Genomic DNA, 18,616 nt, shown 5'->3' on the forward strand with positions numbered 1-18,616 from the left:
GTTCTCTTGAGTTTTGTGAGGCGGCGCTGGAGCCCCGGTGGGGGGCACCGCGGCGACCGCGAACCAGAACAACCCAGGCTCATTCATGCCGTGCGTCCGCGAGGACGTCACGAACAGGAGACGACCATGCAGACTCGCAATCCGTTCAACTCCGCCGTCGTGGTGAACCCGCTGATGCGTGACGTCGATGCGCTCTTCCGCGAGCTGACGCAGCCCGTGTGGCGTCAGGCTCCGCGTGAGCGGACGCTGGCCGCGGACATCACCGAATCCGAGAGCGGCCTCACCCTCCAGCTGGACATGCCCGGGCTGGACGCGAAGGCCATCCAGGTGACGGTGGAGAAGGACATCCTCACCGTGCAGGCCGAGCGCAAGGCCGAGCCGCGCGCGGAGGGCGTCAACGTGCGCCGCCAGGAACGCGCCTTCGGGACACTCGCCCGCTCCTTCGCGCTGCCTGACACGGTGGACGCAAGCCGGGTGGAGGCTCGCTACGAGCAAGGCGTGCTGACGCTGACGCTGCCTCGGCGCGAGGAGTCCAAGCCCCGCGTCATCGAAGTCAAGGTCCAGGGCTGAAGCCGCGGGCGCACACCGCGGGCCAGGGAGGTCACCTGCCTCCCACTGAAATCCCTGCCCAGGGCTTCCGCGAGCAAGGCGGAAGCCCTGCCTGTCCTACCGCTTGGCGCTGAGCGCCAGCGGAACGCGGAACAGCTCCAGCACCTGCTGCACGTCCAGCGGCTTGGCCATGCACGCCAGCGCGCCGGCCTGCTTGGACTGCTCCACGACCTCGGGCGTATGCGCGGACGTCATGGTGATGAGCCGCACGCCCTCCATCTGCTTGCGCGCGCGGATGCGGCGGCAGACTTCCAGGCCGTCGATGTCCGGCATGTTGAGGTCGATGATCATGCCGTGCGGCTTCTGCTCGGACACGAGCAGCAGTGCTTCCACGCCGCTCGTCGTCGTCTGCAGCTCCACCTGGGCCGCGAACGGCTTGAACGCGCGCTTGATGGCGTCCAGCACCGGACGCTCGTCATCCACCGCGAGCAGGCGCACCGTGCCGCTGCCGAGCTCCTCGGGAACCGGCATCTGGTGGGTGATGAGGAACGTGCGCAGGTCCGCCGACCGCACGCGGCGGTGGCCACCCGGCGTCCTGAACGCCATCAGGATGCCACGGTCAATCCACTTGCTCACCGTGGACGGATCCACCTGAAGCAAACGACTGATGTCGTGCGTCGTGTAGAGCTGGTCCGTCATCGCCGTACTCCCCTCTTGCTGCATGATTCCGCTGCCCATGGAACTATTCACCTACCTTGAACACGGGTTTTCTTCAACCTCACTGAGTACCGCGCCTATCAGTCCCTCTCATCAGACCCACTGCGTCGTCCCAGCGGCCACTGGCCCTGAGACACAGCTCCACGAGTTCACGAGCGGCCCCTCGGCCGCCAGGACTCTGGGTAACGAAGTGTGCCTCGCGGCGCACTTCGGGGACCGCATCCGCAGGACAAGCGGAAAGAGCCACCATTGAAAGTGGACCCAGGTCGTTGTGGTCGTCACCCATGTAGGCGCAGGCGTCCAGGGGCACGTCCAGCTGGGTGACCAGCTCTTTGAGCGCGGCCGACTTGTCACGGCGGCCTTGGAACACGGCCGCGAGGCCCAGCTCCCGCCCGCGCTTCTCCACGATGCCGGAGGTGCGGGCGGTGAGGATGGCGGCGGGCAACCCGGACAGCCGGGCCATGACGAGCGCATGGCCATCCTTGACGTCGAAGCGCTTCATCAGCTCGCCGTCCTGGCCGTAGTAGAGGCCGCCGTCGGTGAGCACCCCGTCTACGTCGAAGACGAGCAGCCGCACGCGCGCAGCGCGGGACGTCAGCTCTTCCGTTCCCGGTCTGGAAGGGGCGTCCGTCAACATGGCTTGCTCGACTCCCTTGTTTGCTGACGCATCAACCCGGCTCGTGTCCCAACACCCGGCGGATGCTCAGCACGTTTCGTACCACGTCTTCAAACATCTGTGGATTCAGCGAACAGGGACCGTCACACAGGGCACGATCCGGATCTTCGTGGACTTCCGTGAACAACGCGTCAATCCCGGCGGCCGCGGCGGAGCGGGCCAGCAATGAGACGAAGCGCCGTTCGCCCGCCGTCTCACCGTTTCCGGCGCTGGGGAGCTGGACGGAGTGGGTGGCGTCGAAGCACACGGCGAGGCCGGCGTCGCGCATCTGCGCGAAGCCGCGCATGTCCACCACCAGGTTGTTGTAGCCGAAGGTCGAGCCGCGCTCGGTGACGAGCACGTTGGGGTTGCCCGCTTCGAAGGCCTTGCGCGCCGAGTGGACGATGTCCTTGGGCGCCACGAACTGCCCCTTCTTCAGGTTCACGCCCTTGCCCGTACGCGCCACGGCTTCCACCAGGTCCGTCTGCCGGCAGAGGAAGGCCGGTATCTGGATGATATCCACAACTTCCGAGGCTGGCCCGACGTGACTCGTCTCATGGACGTCCGTGAGTACGGGAACGCCCACTTCATCCCGGATTCTCTTCAGGATTCTCAGGCCTTCCTTGAGACCCGGGCCTCTGAAGGACTTGCCGCTGGTGCGGTTGGCCTTGTCGTAGGAGCACTTGAAGGCGTACGGCACGCCGAGCCGGCCGGTGATTTCCTTCAGCATCCAGGCATGGCGCAGGGCCATGTCCTCGGACTCGATGCTGTCGGGGCCGGCGATGACGAACAGCTTCTGTCCCTGGCCGACCTTGAAGCCACACAGCTCGATGGGGTTGGGGGTGCTCATGCGGTCACCTGCCCGGCCGCCGCGTTCGCGTCTCGCTGGGCGAGCGCCGCGCGGATGAAGCCGGAGAAGAGGGGGTGGGGTGCGAAGGGCTTGCTCTTGAATTCAGGGTGGAACTGGCAGCCGATGAAGTAGGGGTGGTCGGCCAGCTCAATCATCTCCACCAGGTTGAGCTCGGGGTTGGTGCCGGAGATGACCAGCCCCGCCTCCTGCAGCTTGCTACGGTACGCGTTGTTCACTTCGTAGCGGTGGCGGTGGCGCTCCTGGATGGTGTCCTGCCCGTAGAGCTGGTGGGCGAGCGAGCCGGGCTTCAGCGCACAGGCATAGCTGCCCAGGCGCATGGTGCCGCCCTTGTCCTGCACCTTCACCTGGCTCTCCATGAGCGTCACCACCGGGTGCGGTGTGTGCTCGTTGAACTCCAGGCTGTTGGCGGCGGACAGGCCCAGCACGCCGCGGCTGAACTCCACCACGGCCATCTGCAGGCCCAGGCAGATGCCGAAGAAAGGCACCTTCTTCTCACGCGCGTAGCGGACGGCGGCAATCTTGCCCTCGGTGCCGCGCACGCCGAAGCCGCCGGGCACCAGGATGGCGTCCACGCCGGCCAGCAGCTTCTCCGCGCCCTGCTCCTCGACGTCCTGGCTGTCGACGAAGTGCAGGTTCACCTTCACGTCGTTGGCGATGCCGCCGTGCAGCAGCGCCTCGTTGAGGCTCTTGTAGCTCTCCGTGAGGTTGACGTACTTGCCGACAATCGCGATGCGGACCTGGCCGCGCGCGGGCTCGTACACCTTGCGGATGATGTTCTCCCAGCGCTCCAGGTGCGGCGCCCGGCTCCAGATGTTGAGGACCTCCGCGAGCCGCTCGTCCAGACCCTGGCGGTGCAGCTCCAGCGGCAGCTCGTAGATGCTGCGCACGTCCGGCGACGTGAAGACGCTGCGCGTGTCCACGTTGCAGAACATTGCAATCTTGTCCTTCAGCTCGCGGGACACCTCGCGGTCGGTGCGGCACACGAGGAAGTCGGGCTGGATGCCAATCTCCCGCAGCTTCATCACCGAGTGCTGCGTGGGCTTGGTCTTCACCTCGCCGGCCGCGCCGATGTACGGCAAGAGCGTGAGGTGGACGTAGACGACGTTCTCACTGCCCACGTCGTAGCGCATCTGCCGGATGGCCTCGAGGAAGGGCAGCGACTCGATGTCGCCCACGGTGCCACCCACCTCGACGATGACGACATCCGCGTCCTGCGCCGCCTGGCGGATGCTGGACTTGATTTCGTCGGTGATGTGCGGAATCACCTGGACCGTCTTGCCCAGGTACTCGCCCCGCCGCTCCTTCATGATGACGGCGTGGTAGATGCGGCCGGACGTGAAGTTGTTGAGTCGGCTCATCCGCGCGTTGGTGAACCGCTCGTAGTGGCCGAGGTCCATGTCCGTCTCACCGCCGTCCTCGGTGACGAACACCTCGCCGTGCTGGAACGGGCTCATCGTGCCCGGGTCCACGTTGATGTAGGGGTCCAGCTTGATGAGGGTGACGGCCAGCCCACGGTTCTCCAGCAGGGCGCCAATCGACGCAGAGGCGAGGCCCTTGCCGAGGGAGCTGACCACTCCGCCCGTCACGAAGATGAACTTGGTTTTCTTGGAGCGCATGTCCCGTTCTGCCTACTGAGGCAGGGATGCGTCAATTATTCTGTTTCCGGTGGACGGCCGCCCGCTGGGGGCCGAGGGGCGGCGTCAGTTGCCGTCCCAACCACCCGGCCGGGCGACCGCGAACTCCTGGGCGTTCGGCTGCCCCACGCGGAACTTGCGCAAATCGCAGTTCCGGCAGCTCCAGCCCTCCCAGCCCCGCTTCACCACCAGGTGCAGGCAGGCGTCGTAGTTGGGGCAGAAGAGGTTGCGCTGCGAGTCCACGGACTCCTCGTCCCGAAGGGCGGTGGGCAGCGGGCTGGGGCATGGAGTGATGGACACGGCGGAAACTCCCGGATGAAACGTGTTGGGTCGGCCTCTCCCCCCGGCGCGCTCCGAACAGGAGGGGTGGTCTGGCATTCCCGAGCAGTCGTAAAAAGGCCCGTCTCCCTTGCGGGAAACGGGCCCGGAACTGCCAGCGTCTGCCACCGCCTCGGCGCCTTTTCAGGCCAGCGAAGCGGAGGTGGACGCCTTGGAGTTGCTGTCGTTCAAGGCATCACCTCCTTTCGGAGCCCCAGACTTAATCGGGAGCCAGGAGGCGCGCCACTGTCGCAAGGTGCGTGGCGCGGCCGTGTGGGCTCCAGGCGTTCAAGCTGCGACAAACTGCCGCTCCACCAGTCGCCGGTACAGGCCCTCCTGGCTCATGAGGGAGGCGTGGGTGCCGCTCTGGATGACGACGCCGCCGTCGAGCACCAGCACCCGGTCCGCGTTGGCCACGGTGGACAGGCGGTGGGCGATGATGAGCGTGGTGCGGCCCTTCATCAGGCGCTCCAGCGCATCTTTCACCAGGTGCTCGCTCTCCGCGTCCAGGGCGCTGGTGGCCTCATCGAGGATGAGCAGGCGAGGGTCCTTCAGCACCGCCCGGGCAATGGCGACACGCTGCTTCTGGCCACCGGACAGCTGTACGCCTCGCTCGCCCACCTGGGTGCCGTAACCTTCCGGAAAGCGCTCGATGTACGCGTGGGCGTTGGCGGCGCGGGCGGCTTCCTCCACCTGGGCGTCGGTGGCGCCGGGCCGGCCGTAGCGGATGTTGTCCGCGATGGAGCAGGAGAAGAGCTGGGGCTCCTGCGCCACCATGCCGATGTTGCGGCGCAGCCACTCCGGCTCCAGGGCGGTGAGCGGATGGCCGTCCAGCAGCACCTCGCCGTTCTGCGGGTCGTAGAAGCGCGACAGCAGGGAGGCCAGCGTGGACTTGCCCGCGCCGGAGGGGCCCACCACCGCCACCACCTCGCCCGGCCGCAGCTCCAGGTCCAGGCCCTGGAGCACCGGCACGTCGGGACGGCTGGGGTAGGCGAAGTGCACGCCGCGGAACTGCACGTGCCCTCGCAGGTCGGTCAGCTGCTCGCCGCCAGCGCCGATGGCGGGCTTGCGGTCCAGCAGCTCGAAGACGCGCTCGGCGGCGCCGCTGGCGCGCATGAAGTCCGCCCACAGCTCCGCGATGCCGCTGAACGAGAAGGCCACCAGCATGGTGTAGATGAGGAACGAGGTGAGCTCGCCCACGGAGAGGCCGCCGTCCACCACCAGCCGGCCGCCGTACCAGAGCACCGCGGCGATGGAGCCATATCCCGCGATGGAGGCCACGCCCATGAAGACGGAGGTCTGGAGCGCGCGCTTCTTCGCCAGCATGAAGGAGCGCTCCACGGCGACGCTGTAGCGCTCCACCTCGTGCCGCTCCGCGGCGAAGGAGCGCACGGTGCGGATGCCGGACAAGTCTTCTTCAGCCACTTCGCCGCTGGCGGCGAGCGCGTCCTGGGCCTGACGGGAAATCACCCGGACCCGGCGCCCGTAGAACACGCCGCCAATGGCCACGGGCGGGATGACGGCCAGCATCACCAGCGTGAGCTGGACGGACGTGTAGAGCAGCAAGCCCACACCGCCCAGGGCCGTGACGACGTAGCGCAGCATCATGGACACGTTGGCCGTGACGGTGGTCTGCAGGACGGTGGTGTCCGAGGAGAGCCGGCTGGTGAGTTCGCCCGTGCGGCGCGAGTCGAAGAAACCCACCTCCTGGGACAGCAGGGCGCGGAAGAGGTCCTTGCGCAGCCGCGACACCACGCGTTCGCCGGCGTTGGTGAAGAGGTAGATGCGCAGCGCCATGGCGATGCCCTGCACCGTGAACACGGCGAGCATCAGCAGCGCGAGCCGGTCCACCACGTACCGGTCGCGCGCGTTGAGGGCCTGGTCCACCAGGTCGCCAATGGCGCGGGGATAGGCCAGCGTGGCTCCGCTGCTGATGAGGAGGAAGACGGTGCCCGCGGCCAGTGGCAGCAGTTCAGGGCGCGCCAGCTTCAGCAGGCGCCGTATGGTGACGCCAGGGGAGGCACTGCTTTTCGAATCGTTCGCGGGGGAAGACACCGGCGGAGACTAACGCGAGCTTCCAACCTGCGCACCGGACGCCTGCGTGTGCGTTGAAGCGGTATTAATCCTCTCGAAACAAGTCATACGCCGAGTCAGGGGGAGTGCCATGGAGCAGCGTCCATTTGGAAGCACACGGGTGTCCGTGCCCGTCCTGGGCCAGGGGACCTGGCAGATGGAGGAAGACGACCGGGCAGGCGCCATTCGCGCCCTTCGCGCCGGGTTGGACCTGGGAATGACGCACGTGGACACCGCTGAACTGTACGGCCACGGCAAGGTGGAGGAGTCCATCGTCTCCGAGGCCATCGCGGGCCGGCGCGGCGACGTCTTCCTGGTGTCGAAGGTGATGCCGTCCAACGCTTCCTACGCGGGCACGCTCGCCGCCTGTGAGCGGAGCCTGAAGCGGCTGCGCACGGACCACCTGGACTGCTACCTGCTGCACTGGCCGGGTTCGCACCCGCTGGAGGAGACGGTGCGCGCCTTCGAGAAGCTGGTGGCGGATGGAAAGATTCGCGCCTGGGGCGTGAGCAACTTCGGGGTGGAGGACCTGGAGGAGGCGCTCTCGCTCGCGGGGCCCGGGCGCATCGCCTGCAACCAGGTGCTCTACCACCTGGAGGAGCGCGCCATCGAACACGCCGTCCTTCCCTGGTGCGAAGCCCACGGCGTGGCGGTGGTGGGCTACAGCCCCTTCGGCAACGGTCGTTTCCCCCGGCCTGACAGCCGGGGTGGGAAGGTGCTGGGCGCCATTGCACGCGCGCACGGCGTCACGCCGTACCAGGTGGCGCTCCGGTTCCTGGTGCGCGAGCCGTCGCTGTTCGCCATTCCCAAGGCGAGCCGGGAAGCCCATGCGCGCGACAACGCCGCCGCCGCGGCGCTGACGTTGACCGCCGACGAGCTGGCCCACCTCGACGCGGCCTTCCCGCTGGGGCCCGAGCCGGCGTCGCTGCCCGTCATCTGATGCCGGCGGCAAAGGCCTTGCGGAAGGCGGACACGGTGGGCTCACCCGGGCCCACCGTCACCGTGCCCGTTTCGCCCTCCACGGCGGCGCGGGTGTCGCGGCCCTTGAGGAAGCGCACGGTGGTGATGCGGCGCAGGACCTCGCGGCCCTGCTCCTGGGCCAGGGCGCGCAAGGCATGGCTGGTGACATTCACGGCGGACTCCAGCGCGCGGCGGCCCGGCTCGTCGTCCAGGCCCACCCAGTCCACCTCGAAGCGCAGGGGCTTGCCGCCCAGGGACGCCTCGCCCGGCCAGAACTGCTCGGTGAGGGCGTGGGGCAGCTTCTCCAGCAGCGTCACCACGTCCTGCCGCGTGGGGTTGGGCCGCACGAGCTGCGTCAGCTCCAGCAGCTTCTCCGCGTTGCCCACCGCCACCGCCACCACCGTGGACAGGTCCACGTAGGCCACCGACTCCGAGCGGCGCAGTCCTTCCTTGCCCAGGGCCATCAGCACCGATTCGCGGGGAACGTAGTCCACCACCTCGCCCGTCATCGAATGACCGTGCGCCAGGTGGAGCGTGACGGTGATGGTGGGCACCTCTTCGCCCGAGCGCGCCCGTGTGGCGAGCGTTCCCAACTGCTCCAGCACCCGCTCCACCTTGCGCGACACCAGCCGCTGAACGCCCTCCATGTCCTCGTCCTCCTGCTGCTGCTTGCGGGTCTCTTGCGCGCGCTGCGGTTTCGGGGGTGCGGGTGGTTTCGGGGCGGCTTCGGGCCGGGGCGGCTCTGGGGGCGCTGGCTCCCTGGCGACAGTGGGGGGCGCCGTGGCCGTGGGGGGCTGGGGGACTGCTTCTGGGGTGGAGGGCTGCCCGGTGGTGGGTGGGGTGGGGGACTCCGCGTCCGCCTTCGCCGCGCCTCCGCCGAACACGTTCTTGAGGAAGCCCATGGTCAGCCGCCCCGCGCGCGCATGAGGGCCTCCACCTTCGCCACGTCACCGGGGAGGTCGACGGCCACCGTGTGCGAGGTGACCTTCGCGCAGCGGATGGGGATGCCGTGCTCCAGCGCGCGGAGCTGCTCCAGCTTCTCCGCGTCCTCCAGCGGCGTGGGCGCCAGCTTCGCCAGCGACAGCAGCACCTCGCGCCGGTAGCCGTAGAGGCCGATGTGGCCCCAGCGCTGGACGGGCGTGTTCGGCTCGCGGGCGTGGGGTACCAGGCTGCGGCTGAAGTAGAGCGCGTCGCCGTTGAGCGCGAGCACCGCCTTCACCACGTGCGGGCTGGCGGCTTCGTCCGCTTCGAGCGGGCGGACCAGGGTGCCCATCCGCACGGACGGGTCCTGGAAGAGGCCCGCCAGCCGCTGGAGCGCGGCGGGGTCCACCAGGGGCTCGTCTCCCTGGACGTTCACCCAGATGTCGATGTCTGGACGGCCGAGCGCCACCTCGGCGACCCGATCCGTCCCCGTGGCACAGGCGGGGCTGGTCATCACCGCCTTGCCGCCAAAGCCCTCCACAGCGGCGCGAATGCGGTCGTCATCGGTGGCAACCCACACCTCGTCGAAGGCCTGGGCCTCCTGACAGCGGCGCCAGACGTGCTCAATCATTGTTCGGCCGGCGATGATCGCCAGCGGCTTGCCCGGGAAGCGGGTGCTGGCATGTCGGGCGGGAATGACTGCAACGGTCCGGCAAGATTGCATGACCCCTCCGTTTATCAGGTTCGCGACGAATGCCGGCCCCCGGGATTGGACATTCGCATCATCGGACACTGGCCAGCGCGGCTCCAGTGCCTAGCTTTGGTCGCAACATGAAGAAGGTCATTCATATCGTTGGGGCGCGTCCGAACTTCATGAAGGTCGCGCCCATCTATCGCGCCATCGCCGAGCGTACTCCCCTGGAGCAAATTCTTGTCCACACGGGGCAACACTACGACGCCAAGATGAGCGACGTGTTCTTCGCCGACCTCGGCCTGCCCGCCCCGGACGTCCATCTGGGCATCGGGTCGGGCAGCCATGCGCAGCAGACGGCACGCATGATGGTGGAGCTGGAAAAGGTTTTCCTAGCCCACCCTCCAGCGCTGGTCTCCGTGGTGGGCGACGTGAACAGCACCATCGCGGCGGCGCTGGTGACGTCGAAGCTGGGCATCCCCCTGGCACACGTCGAAGCGGGGCTGCGCAGCTACTCGCCACACCAACCGGAGGAGATCAACCGCCTCGTCACCGACCGCCTGTCGGACCTGCTGCTGACGCCGTCACGTGACGCGGACGCCAACCTGCTCAAGGAAGGCACCGACCCGGCCCGCATCCACTTCGTGGGCAACGTGATGATCGACTCGCTCTTCGCCTCGCGCGAGAAGGCCGACAAGCTGCCGCTGCTCAAGGACCTGGGGCTCATCCCCCACGGCTACGCGGTGTGCACGCTGCACCGGCCCTCCAACGTGGACGACCCCAAGATTCTGGGCGGCCTCCTGTCCGCGGTGGCCCACGTCGCCACGCGCCTTCCGGTCATCTTCCCGGTGCACCCGCGCACGCGGAAGGTGATTTCGGAGCATGGCCTGAACACGTGGTTCGAGCGCACGCCGAACCTGCGGCCCGTGGAGCCCATGGGCTACCTGGACTTCCTGGCGCTCACGTCGAAGGCGCGCCTGGTGCTCACCGACTCCGGCGGCCTCCAGGAGGAGACGACGGCCATGGGCATCCCGTGCCTCACCCTGCGCGAGCAGACCGAGCGCCCCATCACCGTGGAGGAGGGCTCCAACGAGGTGGTGGGCACCGACCCGGTCCGCATCCGTCTGGCCGCCGACCGCGTGCTGGATGGTGAAGGCAAGCAGGGCCGCGTGCCCGAGTTCTGGGATGGCCGCGCCGCCGAGCGCATCGCGGACCTGTTCGCGAGCTTCCTGGGCGTCGAGGACCGGCCGATTCAGGCGGCCTCGGCCTGATGGCAATGGGCGGGTAGGGGCCCTGGCGCTGCGTGGGCCCGCCCGCTCGTCCGCCCCCGCCTGTGCAGGAGGGCCCGCCGTGGTAGAGCGCTGGCAGGCCCATGCACAGCGCACCGCAGGAAGAAGCCCCCGAGGGCTACGTCGACATCCGCTACGTCGTCGAGCCGAACTACGCGGGGTGGCGGCTGGATGAGTATCTGGGTGAGAAGCTCCGCCGGATGACGCGGGAGCGGCTCCAGGGCGTCATCCTGAGGGGCGTCATCTGCGAGGAGCGGCGCCTGAAGCCGTCCACGCCGGTGTATCCAGGACTGGCCTTCCGCATCCGCCGCCGCGCCAGCGAGGAGCCGGACACGCCCACGGAATTGCCCGTGGTGTTCCAGGACGACTGGCTGCTGGTGCTGGACAAGCCCGCGGGTCTGCCCATCCACCCCACGGCGCGCTACCACAAGGGCACCCTCGTCACGCTCCTGCGAGAGCGCTTCGGTGAGCGCTTCGCCGAGCCCGCGCACCGGTTGGACAGGGAGACCAGCGGCCTGGTCGTCTGCGGGCGCACCACGGAGTCATGCCGGGTGTTGGGTCGGCTGTTCGTCTCGCGTGACGTGCACAAGGAGTACCTGGCGCTCTGTGAAGGGCACCCGCCCGAGGACACGTTCACCGTGGATGCGCCCATCGCGGAGGGCACCGAGCTCATCCGCATCGCCGTGCGCATCGACCCGGTGGAGGGCAAGGAGAGCCGCACGCGCTTCCAGGTGCTCCAGCGCTTCACGCGGGACGGCGCGCCCTTCGCGCTGCTGCGCTGCTTCCCGGAGACGGGGCGCCAGCACCAGATTCGCATCCACCTGCACCACGCGGGCTTCCCGCTCGTGGGCGACAAGATGTACGGGCCGGACCCGGGCTACTTCGACCGCTTCAGCAAGCACTGTCTGGAGCCCGAGGCGTGGCCGCGGCTGCGCCTGCCCCGTCAAGCGCTGCACGCCGCGCGCATCGCCTTCCCGCACCCAGGCTCTGGCCAGGAGGTGGTGTTCGAGGCGCCCCTGCCAGCGGACCTCACCGCCTTCATTGAAGGCCGGCCCGTGGCTTTGCCGGCCTGAAACGCGAAGGCCCCCAGCCCGGAATGAAGCGGGCAGGGGGCCAGGGGCGTGAAGCCGGTGGTGACGTCAGGCGGTGAGCTTGCTGGGCTCGGCGCGTTCCTCGCCGAAGTCGCCGATGAGGTACTTGCCGGAGAAGCAGGCGGTGCAGAAGGTGCTGCGCTCCGGGTCGCCCACCGCGCGGCCCAGGCCTTCCTGGGAGATGTAGCCGAGCGAGTCCGCCGTCACGTACGTGGCAATCTCCTCCAGGCTGTGCGTCGCGGCGATGAGCTCCTGACGGCTCGGCGTGTCGATGCCGTAGTAGCAGGGCCACTTCGTGGGCGGCGAGGAGATGCGCAGGTGCACCTCCACCGCGCCCGCCGCCTTGATCATCTTCACGATTTTGCGGCTCGTGGTGCCGCGGACGATGGAGTCGTCCACCACCACCACGCGCTTGCCCTTGAGCACCTGCCGCACCGCGGACAGCTTCAGCTTCACGCCGAAGTGGCGGATGGACTGCTGCGGCTCGATGAAGGTGCGGCCCACGTAGTGGCTGCGGATGAGGCCCACGTCGTAGGGGATGCCGCTGGCCTGCGCGAAGCCGATGGCCGCCGGCACGCCCGAGTCCGGCACCGCGATGACCAGGTCCGCGGAGGGCGCGGGCTGCTCCTTCGCGAGCTGACGGCCCATTTCCTTGCGCACTTCGTACACGTTGCTGCCGAACAGCGTGGAGTCCGGCCGCGCGAAGTACACGTGCTCGAAGATGCAGCGCGCCTGACGCGGCGGCTCCGCGAAGGGCTTGCTGGTGCGCATCAGCCCGTTCTCGATGACGAGCAGCTCGCCCGGCTCCAGCTCGCGCACGATTTCCGCCTCGATGAGGTCCAGCGCGGTCGACTCGCTGGCCAGCACGTAGGCGCCTTCCTTCATCCGTCCCAGCACCAGCGGCCGGATGCCGTGCGGGTCCCGCACCGCGACGAGCTTGTTCTCCGTGAGCACCAGGAGGCTGTAGGCGCCCGTCACCTTGCGCAGCGCCTCCACGAGCTTCTGCTCGAAGGTCGCCTGCTTGGAGCGCGCCAGCAGGTGCAGGATGACTTCCGTGTCCGCGTCGGACTGGAAGATGGCGCCGTCGGCCTCGAGCTGCTGCTTCAGCTCGGCCGCGTTCACCAGGTTGCCGTTGTGCGCGATGGCGCACTGCCCGCCCGCGTACTGCACGAAGAGCGGCTGGGCGTTCTTGAGGGCGCTGCCTCCAGCGGTGGAGTAGCGCACATGGCCGATGGCCGCCTGCCCAGGCAGGTCGGCGAGCACCGGCGCATCGAAGATGTCGGCAACGAGTCCCATCTGCCGGTGAGCGCGAAGCCCCATCCCGTCAGAGGCGACAATGCCCGCGGACTCCTGCCCCCGGTGCTGGAGGGCGTGCAGTCCCAGGTACGTCAGGTTGGAGGCCTCAGCGTGCCCCACGATTCCGAAGATGCCGCACATGGCGCGCTGCCTTACTCCTTTCAAGCGGTGAGCGGAACAGGAACGCATGCCTCTCTGGTGGGTATTCCACCCGACGCCAGAGTCGTTTCATGTGGGCAGTCAGGCGTCCCAAAGTCCAGGCCCTGGGGGTAGTCTGGCTCGCGCATGGCATCCTCGCGACTGGCCCGCTGGCGTTCCCTGTTTCCCCTGGTGTTGCTTACCGTGGGGGCCGCGTATTCGCTGGCGTCCTGGAACTGGTGTGGCAGTTGGGCCGAGCGCGCGCCAGTCCTTGTGTCACAGGTTCATGGCGAAGGGCCGCTGCGCGCGGGCGCGGCGAAGGTGGCGCTCGCGCCGCCTTTCCCAGTGGTGGTGGCCGGTTATACGCCGCCACGGCCCGAGGCGGACCAGGCCGACGTGCCGCTCTACGCGCGCGCGGTGGTGCTGGAGGCAGGAGGGACACAGGTGGGGCTGGTGTCGTTGGACCTGCTCCTCGTTCCGGACGTGCTGGCCACGCGGGTGCGTGAGCGCGCGCGGGCCTCGGGGCTGGAGGATGTGCTGGTCCTGGCCACGCACACGCATTCGTCGTTGGGCGGGTATGACTCGCGGTGGGTGGCCCAGCTGTCCGGCACCGGGCGCTACCGGGAAGACGTGGTGGATGCCATCACCACGGCGGCGGGTGACGCACTGGCCCAGGCGGCCGCGTCGCTCGCCCCGGTGTCGCTGGAGGTCGGCGAGGCGCGGCAGCAGAAGTTCGTCATCTCCCGCAGCGGTGGCGAGAAGCCGGATGGCGTCCTGACGCGCGCGGTGTTCCGGGGGCAGGAGGGACCGGTGGCGGAGCTGCTGCTCTTCGCCGCGCACCCGACGATGGTGCCGCGTCGCCGCGCCTACGTCGACCCTGACTACCCCGGCCGGCTCAGCGCGCTGCGCGAGGAGGCGGGCAGCGGCGTGACGCTGTTGCTGCAGGGCGCGGGGGGCAATGCGACGGTGGCGTACTCGGAAGGGCAGGGGCTGGAGCGGGTGTCGGGCTTCGCGCATGCCCTGGCGGAGCTGGCCGGCGATGCGCCCTTGTCACCCGTGGGGGAGACAGTGCGGCTGTCCCTGGCGCGCGCCGATGCGGCCATGCCACGTCCGGACGCTTCGCGGCTGGTGCCGGCGCTGACGCGGGCGGCGGGGGACAACCTGCTGTGTGAATCCGCGCCGCGTCTGGCGGAGGTGGGCGCGCTGATGCTGGGGCCGCTGAAGCTGGTGGCGGTGCCGGGTGAGCCCAGCGTGGCCGCGGGCGTGGAGTTGCTGCGGCGGACCGGTGCCACGGGCGTGTTGGGCCTGGCGGATGGTTACGTGGGCTACGTGGAGACAGCGGCGAACGTGCAGGGGGGACTGGGGGAGTCCAGGCGCCAGTACTTCGGGCCCGCGCTGCTGGAGCGGCTGAGCGTGGCGGCGGAGTTCGTGGCCGGGGCGGCGGGCTTCACGCCTTGAGGCGGCCGGGCGCCGCGGAGGACTTTCCGCGGCGCGGCCGGCTCGAGGCTGGCTAGAACTTCTCGAACTTGGAGTCCTTCTTGCGCTTCTTGAACAGGAGCGCGGTGCGGCCCAGCAGCTGCGCGAGCTCCGCCTGGGCGCCCTCGGCGATGCGCGCCGCGGCTTCCTGGCGCGTCTCCGGGCCCTCGTTGATTTTCACCTTGATGAGCTCGTGGTCCTGCAGCGCCTGCTCGATGGCGGCGATGACACCCTCGGTGACGCCGGCCTGACCGACGATGACCACCGGCTCCAGGTGGTGTCCTAGCGCGCGCAGATGGCGGCGTTGCTTCCCAGTGAGCGGCACGTTCCTTCTCTCCTTCGTGGTTTCGGGTGGAGCCTCCTGGGCCCCACCGTCGGGGGGCGCACCCTACTTCTTCTGCGACGCCATGCGGATCTCTCGCTGCGCGTCGATGTGGTCCGGCTGAAGCTCCACGGTGCGCTTGAAGTGCTTGAGCGAGCCCTGGGTGTCGCCACTCAGCTTGGCGATGACGCCCAGGAAGTAGTGCGCGGGGGCGCAGCGCTCGTTGCGTTTGATGGCGTTCAGGATTTCCCGGAAGGCTTCGGGCTGGGCGGCCTTCTTGTCCGCCGCCGTGAAGAAGCGCGCGTAGCCACGCCACGCGTAGAACTCCGCTTCCTCCGGGTTCAGCTTGATGGCCTCGTCCAGCATCTTCACGGCGTCCGGGAACTTGCGCGCCTTCACCAGGATGCAGGACTTCTGGAACAGCTCCTCCGCCATGAGGATGCCGTTGATGTCCACCCCGTCTCCGCTGCCGCCGCTCTTGAGTTCCTCGATGTAGCTGGCGCGGCTGTTGTCGTCGGAGAGGGTGCGGTAGGCGTCGCCGATATACGCGAAGACCTCCGCCTTCAGTTTCTCCAGCTCCGGCGGCGCCCCCTGCGGGAGCGTGTCCGGGTGGTAGAGCTTGGCCAGGCGGAAGTACGCGATCTTCACCGCGCTGGCGTTCGTCTGCTCCGTCAGCCCGAGCCGCTGGAAGTGGTTCTGCTGCTTCATCGCCATCGTGAGCTGGCGCAGGGCGGGAATCTCTTCAGCACCCGGTGCATTCGCGGGCGTCGCCGCGGCGGCGGGAGCGGCTGGACGCTGCGCGCCCTGTGCGGACAGGGACGGCGGCGGACGGGGCTGGGCGCCGGGCCCGGCGACCGGGGGACGCGCGGCGGTGGCGCCGGGGCCGGCGGCTGGGGCCGTGCCCACCGGGCGTGGGGCGGTGGCACCGGGGCCGGCGATGGGCGGGCGCGCGGCGGTGGCACCGGGGCCGGCGACGGGTGGGGGCGCGGCGGTGGCACCGGGGCCGGCGGTTGGGACCGTGCCCGCGGGGCGCGGGGCACCTGGACCTGCCGCGGGCGTTGCTCCTGCCACGGGGCGTTGGGGCACGGCGCCGGTGGCGTGCGCCACCCCGGCGGGCTGCGGACCTCCCGCGACGTTCGGAGCGGCTCCAGCGGGACGCTGTTGCGCGGAGGCATTCGCGTGTGCGGCCCCCGGGGGCTGCGGACCTCCCGCGACATTCGGTCCGGCTCCGACGGGACGCTGCGCACCTGCGGCGTGCGGGGCCCCCGTGGCCTGTGGGCCCACATCCTGCGCCGTCCTGGCCAGTCCGGCGAACGACACCGAGTCCAGCTCCTTGAGCAGGAACGCGAGCCGCAGCAGGTGGTCCGAGTCCTGCGCGAAGTCCGCCAGCAACTGCGCGACCGAGCGCACGCCGTCGATGACCGTGAGCGCGCGGACCTCATGCGGCGTGAGGCGCAGCTCGCTCGCGGCCACGACGCCACCCGACTTCATGATGGGAAGCTGGAGCACCGGGGCCAGCCGGCGCTTGAGGTCCGCGGAGGAAATCCGGCGCACCGTGTCGCTCAGCACGGCCCAGCGGTGGCCCAGCGGCATCGCCTTGTGCGAGGGCAGGTCCTTCAGCTCGAAGGTGAACGTCCCGGTCTCAGCCCGCAGGCCCCTGGAGAGAATGCCGCCCGCGCGCTGCGCCAGGATGGCGAAGGCGGTGGCCGGTTGGAGCAGCCCCAGACCGAAGAGCGCCGTGAGCAGGTCTCCGCCAAAGCGCTCCAGCGCGAGCTCGGCCTGCTGAAGCTGCTCGGGCGTGAGCAGCCGCGCCGCGACCAGTGACGGCCCGAGCGCTTCTTCGGGATGGGACGAGTCGACGAACTCCGGGTTGCCCTTGCGGAAGTGAATCTGGACGACGCGGTCCGCCAGCGTCAGTGACAGCAGCCCCGTCTGCTCCCGCCCGGCGATGCGGCCATAGAGGCGGATGGGGGAGAGCTGCTCGAACTGGCCGAGGGCCGGAATCTCCGGTGCTGCGTCATCGCCCTCCACCGCGGGCACCGCCACGGGGGCGGACGCCGGGGCCGGGCTCGCGGGGGGCGCGCTCGGCGGACGCGCGGCTCCCGCCACGGGCGGCGGTGGCACCGCTCCAGGAGGACGGGCCTGCTGGGTGGGCGCCACGGGACGCCGCGCGGGGTCCACAGTGGCCCGAGCACCAGGACCCGCCATGGGGGCCGCCCCAGGGCCCGCCGCGGGCCGGACACCGGGACCCGCGATGGGAGCCGCGCCAGGACCCGCGGCTGGGCGGACACCTGGGCCCGCGATGGGCGCACCTGGGCCCGCGCTCGGCACGACACCGGGGCCTGCCGCGGACCGGACACCTGGGCCCGCCATGACGGGCGCTCTGGGGGCCACGCCCACGGGAGCGCCCGGTGCGGCCTGTTCCGAGGCGGAGACGGGCGGTGCGCCCGGGCCCCACAGTTCGCGGGGAACGACCTCGCGCGCTTCCGGGAAGCGCCAGGGAAAGGCGAAGTTGAGCCCGTCCTCGGACATCTGGAGCCGGCCCTGGATGGAGCCGCTTTCGATGAGCAGTTCAATGGTCGGCAGGGTGAGGGGCCCCCACATGGTGCCCCTGTCGTTGCGGACCCAGTACTGCCGGACCTCACCCTCCGCCATGCGCGGCCTTGCTCCTTCGTCCTGCGAGAAAAGCGAACCCTACCGCTGTCCTCCGTCGCATCAAAGCAGAGCGCCGGAGCGCGAGCCCCTTACTTCGACTCAGGGCGCCGCGCCATCCAGTGCCGCCAGCCCGAGCGCTGCCAGGCACGCCGCGTCCGCCTTCTGTTCAGCGGGCGGGTCAAAGCAGTACACCTCGCTGTCGAAGACCTTGCACAGCCCGTCCGGGGTGGCCGCACAGGCCGCCTTCGAGAAGGCGTTGGTGCAGTTGTACCCACACACCGGGCCCGCCTCGGTGTTCTTGCACTGCGGCGCGGGCAGTTCGCGCTTCCAGGCGCACAGGGCGGCGGGGGACGGGTCGAAGCAGGTGATGTTGCCGCCGGCCAGCTTGCAGACGCCCGCGGGCGTCCGGGCACAGCGCACCCCCTCCGAGGCGCTGATGCAGCCGTAGCCACACGTCAGTTCCATGGCGTTGCTGTTGCACTGGGCGGTGGGCGTGTCCTTGCCGTACACGGCGAACACCACGGCGGGCGGGTCGAAGCACTCCACCTCGCCACCCCGGCCCCGGCAGACGCCCGCGGGGGACTGTGCGCACTTCACCCGGCCGGGCTGCGTGGCGCAGTTGTAGCCACACGCCACCACCCCATCGATGCTCTGACACTCCGGCTTCGGCAGCGCCGCGCCATAGGCCTTCTGCACGTAGGCCGGCGGGTCGAAGCAGACCGCCTGCCCGTCAATCACCTGGCAGTGGCCCTGCGGTGTCTGCGCGCACCGCACCCGCTGTCCGTCCGACTTGCACCCATAGCCGCAGGACACCTTGCCGTCGATGGTGCGGCACGTCGGCTTGGACGGGTCCTGCGGAAGCGGAACCGAGCCCAGGGTGAGCGCCAGTACGGTGAGGAAGGAAGCGAGCACGGGGACCTCGGCGGGGGGAGCGGAGTCGTCCCGGCATTGACGCCCAAG

At 69.5% G+C, this 18,616-nt stretch carries 17 protein-coding genes; 5 read left to right on the forward strand and 12 right to left on the reverse strand.

The genetic code is table 11. From position 1 onward, the window contains the following. The first annotated feature begins 126 nt into the window (after nt 1-126). On the forward strand, nt 127-570 hold the full coding sequence (locus BHS09_RS05725) for an Hsp20/alpha crystallin family protein (RefSeq protein ID WP_140797393.1): 444 nt from the start codon (nt 127-129) through the stop codon (nt 568-570). A gap of 96 nt (nt 571-666) precedes the next feature. On the opposite strand, the gene BHS09_RS05730 is transcribed toward BHS09_RS05725, so the two are convergent. The 6 genes from BHS09_RS05730 to BHS09_RS05755 form a co-directional block, all read right to left on the reverse strand. Beyond that, the gene (locus BHS09_RS05730) at nt 667-1,287 is read right to left on the reverse strand and encodes a response regulator (protein ID WP_020478919.1); all 621 of its coding nucleotides are present in this window, start codon (nt 1,285-1,287) and stop codon (nt 667-669) included. 40 nt (nt 1,288-1,327) lie between these two features. Beyond that, nucleotides 1,328-1,903, reverse strand: coding sequence for a KdsC family phosphatase (locus BHS09_RS05735; protein WP_140787968.1), 576 nt, complete (start codon nt 1,901-1,903; stop codon nt 1,328-1,330). Nucleotides 1,904-1,934: 31 nt separating this feature from the next. Continuing rightward, the gene (gene kdsA, locus BHS09_RS05740; RefSeq protein ID WP_140787970.1) at nt 1,935-2,771 is read right to left on the reverse strand and encodes a 3-deoxy-8-phosphooctulonate synthase; all 837 of its coding nucleotides are present in this window, start codon (nt 2,769-2,771) and stop codon (nt 1,935-1,937) included. Continuing rightward, nucleotides 2,768-4,408, reverse strand: a complete 1,641-nt coding sequence (locus BHS09_RS05745; RefSeq protein WP_140787972.1) for a CTP synthase — start codon at nt 4,406-4,408, stop codon at nt 2,768-2,770. The genes kdsA and BHS09_RS05745 overlap by 4 nt, the downstream gene beginning before the upstream one ends. An 84-nt stretch (nt 4,409-4,492) precedes the next feature. After that, entirely contained in the window at nt 4,493-4,726 is a 234-nt protein-coding gene (locus BHS09_RS05750; RefSeq protein ID WP_140787974.1) for a hypothetical protein, read from the reverse strand. A 306-nt stretch (nt 4,727-5,032) separates the two neighbouring features. Continuing rightward, nucleotides 5,033-6,799, reverse strand: coding sequence for an ABC transporter ATP-binding protein (locus BHS09_RS05755; RefSeq protein ID WP_140787976.1), 1,767 nt, complete (start codon nt 6,797-6,799; stop codon nt 5,033-5,035). A gap of 109 nt (nt 6,800-6,908) precedes the next feature. Here BHS09_RS05755 and BHS09_RS05760 point away from each other — a divergent pair, with 109 nt between their 5' ends. Then, nucleotides 6,909-7,757, forward strand: coding sequence for an aldo/keto reductase (locus tag BHS09_RS05760; RefSeq protein WP_140787978.1), 849 nt, complete (start codon nt 6,909-6,911; stop codon nt 7,755-7,757). Here the strand turns inward: BHS09_RS05760 and BHS09_RS05765 are convergent. Further along, nucleotides 7,750-8,679 (reverse strand): hypothetical protein, encoded by a 930-nt coding sequence (locus BHS09_RS05765; protein WP_140797394.1) that lies wholly within the window; start codon nt 8,677-8,679, stop codon nt 7,750-7,752. The genes BHS09_RS05760 and BHS09_RS05765 overlap by 8 nt on opposite strands. Nucleotides 8,680-8,681: 2 nt before the next feature. Next, a complete protein-coding gene (gene kdsB, locus BHS09_RS05770) occupies nt 8,682-9,422 on the reverse strand; it encodes a 3-deoxy-manno-octulosonate cytidylyltransferase (protein ID WP_140797395.1) in 741 nt (246 codons plus the stop codon). Nucleotides 9,423-9,529: 107 nt separating this feature from the next. Between kdsB and wecB the strand changes: the two genes are divergently transcribed. Together wecB and BHS09_RS05780 are read left to right on the forward strand one after the other, a co-directional pair. Then, nucleotides 9,530-10,660: a non-hydrolyzing UDP-N-acetylglucosamine 2-epimerase gene (gene wecB / locus BHS09_RS05775; protein WP_090485004.1), complete on the forward strand. Its 1,131-nt coding sequence runs from the start codon at nt 9,530-9,532 to the stop codon at nt 10,658-10,660. A 101-nt stretch (nt 10,661-10,761) separates the two neighbouring features. Continuing rightward, nucleotides 10,762-11,751: an RluA family pseudouridine synthase gene (locus BHS09_RS05780; protein ID WP_140797396.1), complete on the forward strand. Its 990-nt coding sequence runs from the start codon at nt 10,762-10,764 to the stop codon at nt 11,749-11,751. A 66-nt stretch (nt 11,752-11,817) separates the two neighbouring features. Here the strand turns inward: BHS09_RS05780 and purF are convergent, their stop codons facing one another. After that, nucleotides 11,818-13,206: an amidophosphoribosyltransferase gene (purF, locus tag BHS09_RS05785; protein WP_237080202.1), complete on the reverse strand. Its 1,389-nt coding sequence runs from the start codon at nt 13,204-13,206 to the stop codon at nt 11,818-11,820. A gap of 144 nt (nt 13,207-13,350) precedes the next feature. On the opposite strand from purF, the gene BHS09_RS05790 reads away from it, so the two are divergent. Further along, nucleotides 13,351-14,661 (forward strand): neutral/alkaline non-lysosomal ceramidase N-terminal domain-containing protein, encoded by a 1,311-nt coding sequence (locus BHS09_RS05790; RefSeq protein WP_140787989.1) that lies wholly within the window; start codon nt 13,351-13,353, stop codon nt 14,659-14,661. Nucleotides 14,662-14,713: 52 nt separating this feature from the next. On the opposite strand, the gene yhbY is transcribed toward BHS09_RS05790, so the two are convergent. The 3 genes from yhbY to BHS09_RS05805 form a co-directional block, all read right to left on the reverse strand. After that, nucleotides 14,714-15,004 (reverse strand): ribosome assembly RNA-binding protein YhbY, encoded by a 291-nt coding sequence (gene yhbY, locus BHS09_RS05795; RefSeq protein ID WP_140787992.1) that lies wholly within the window; start codon nt 15,002-15,004, stop codon nt 14,714-14,716. Nucleotides 15,005-15,067: 63 nt separating this feature from the next. Continuing rightward, complete coding sequence (locus tag BHS09_RS05800) at nt 15,068-17,656, reverse strand: DnaJ domain-containing protein (protein WP_140797398.1); 2,589 nt, start codon at nt 17,654-17,656, stop codon at nt 15,068-15,070. 99 nt (nt 17,657-17,755) lie between these two features. Then, the gene (locus BHS09_RS05805) at nt 17,756-18,568 is read right to left on the reverse strand and encodes a hypothetical protein (protein ID WP_140787996.1); all 813 of its coding nucleotides are present in this window, start codon (nt 18,566-18,568) and stop codon (nt 17,756-17,758) included. Nucleotides 18,569-18,616: the final 48 nt, after the last annotated feature.

It is taken from the genome of Myxococcus xanthus (genome assembly GCF_006402735.1).
Classification (GTDB): Bacteria; Myxococcota; Myxococcia; order Myxococcales; family Myxococcaceae; genus Myxococcus; species Myxococcus xanthus_A.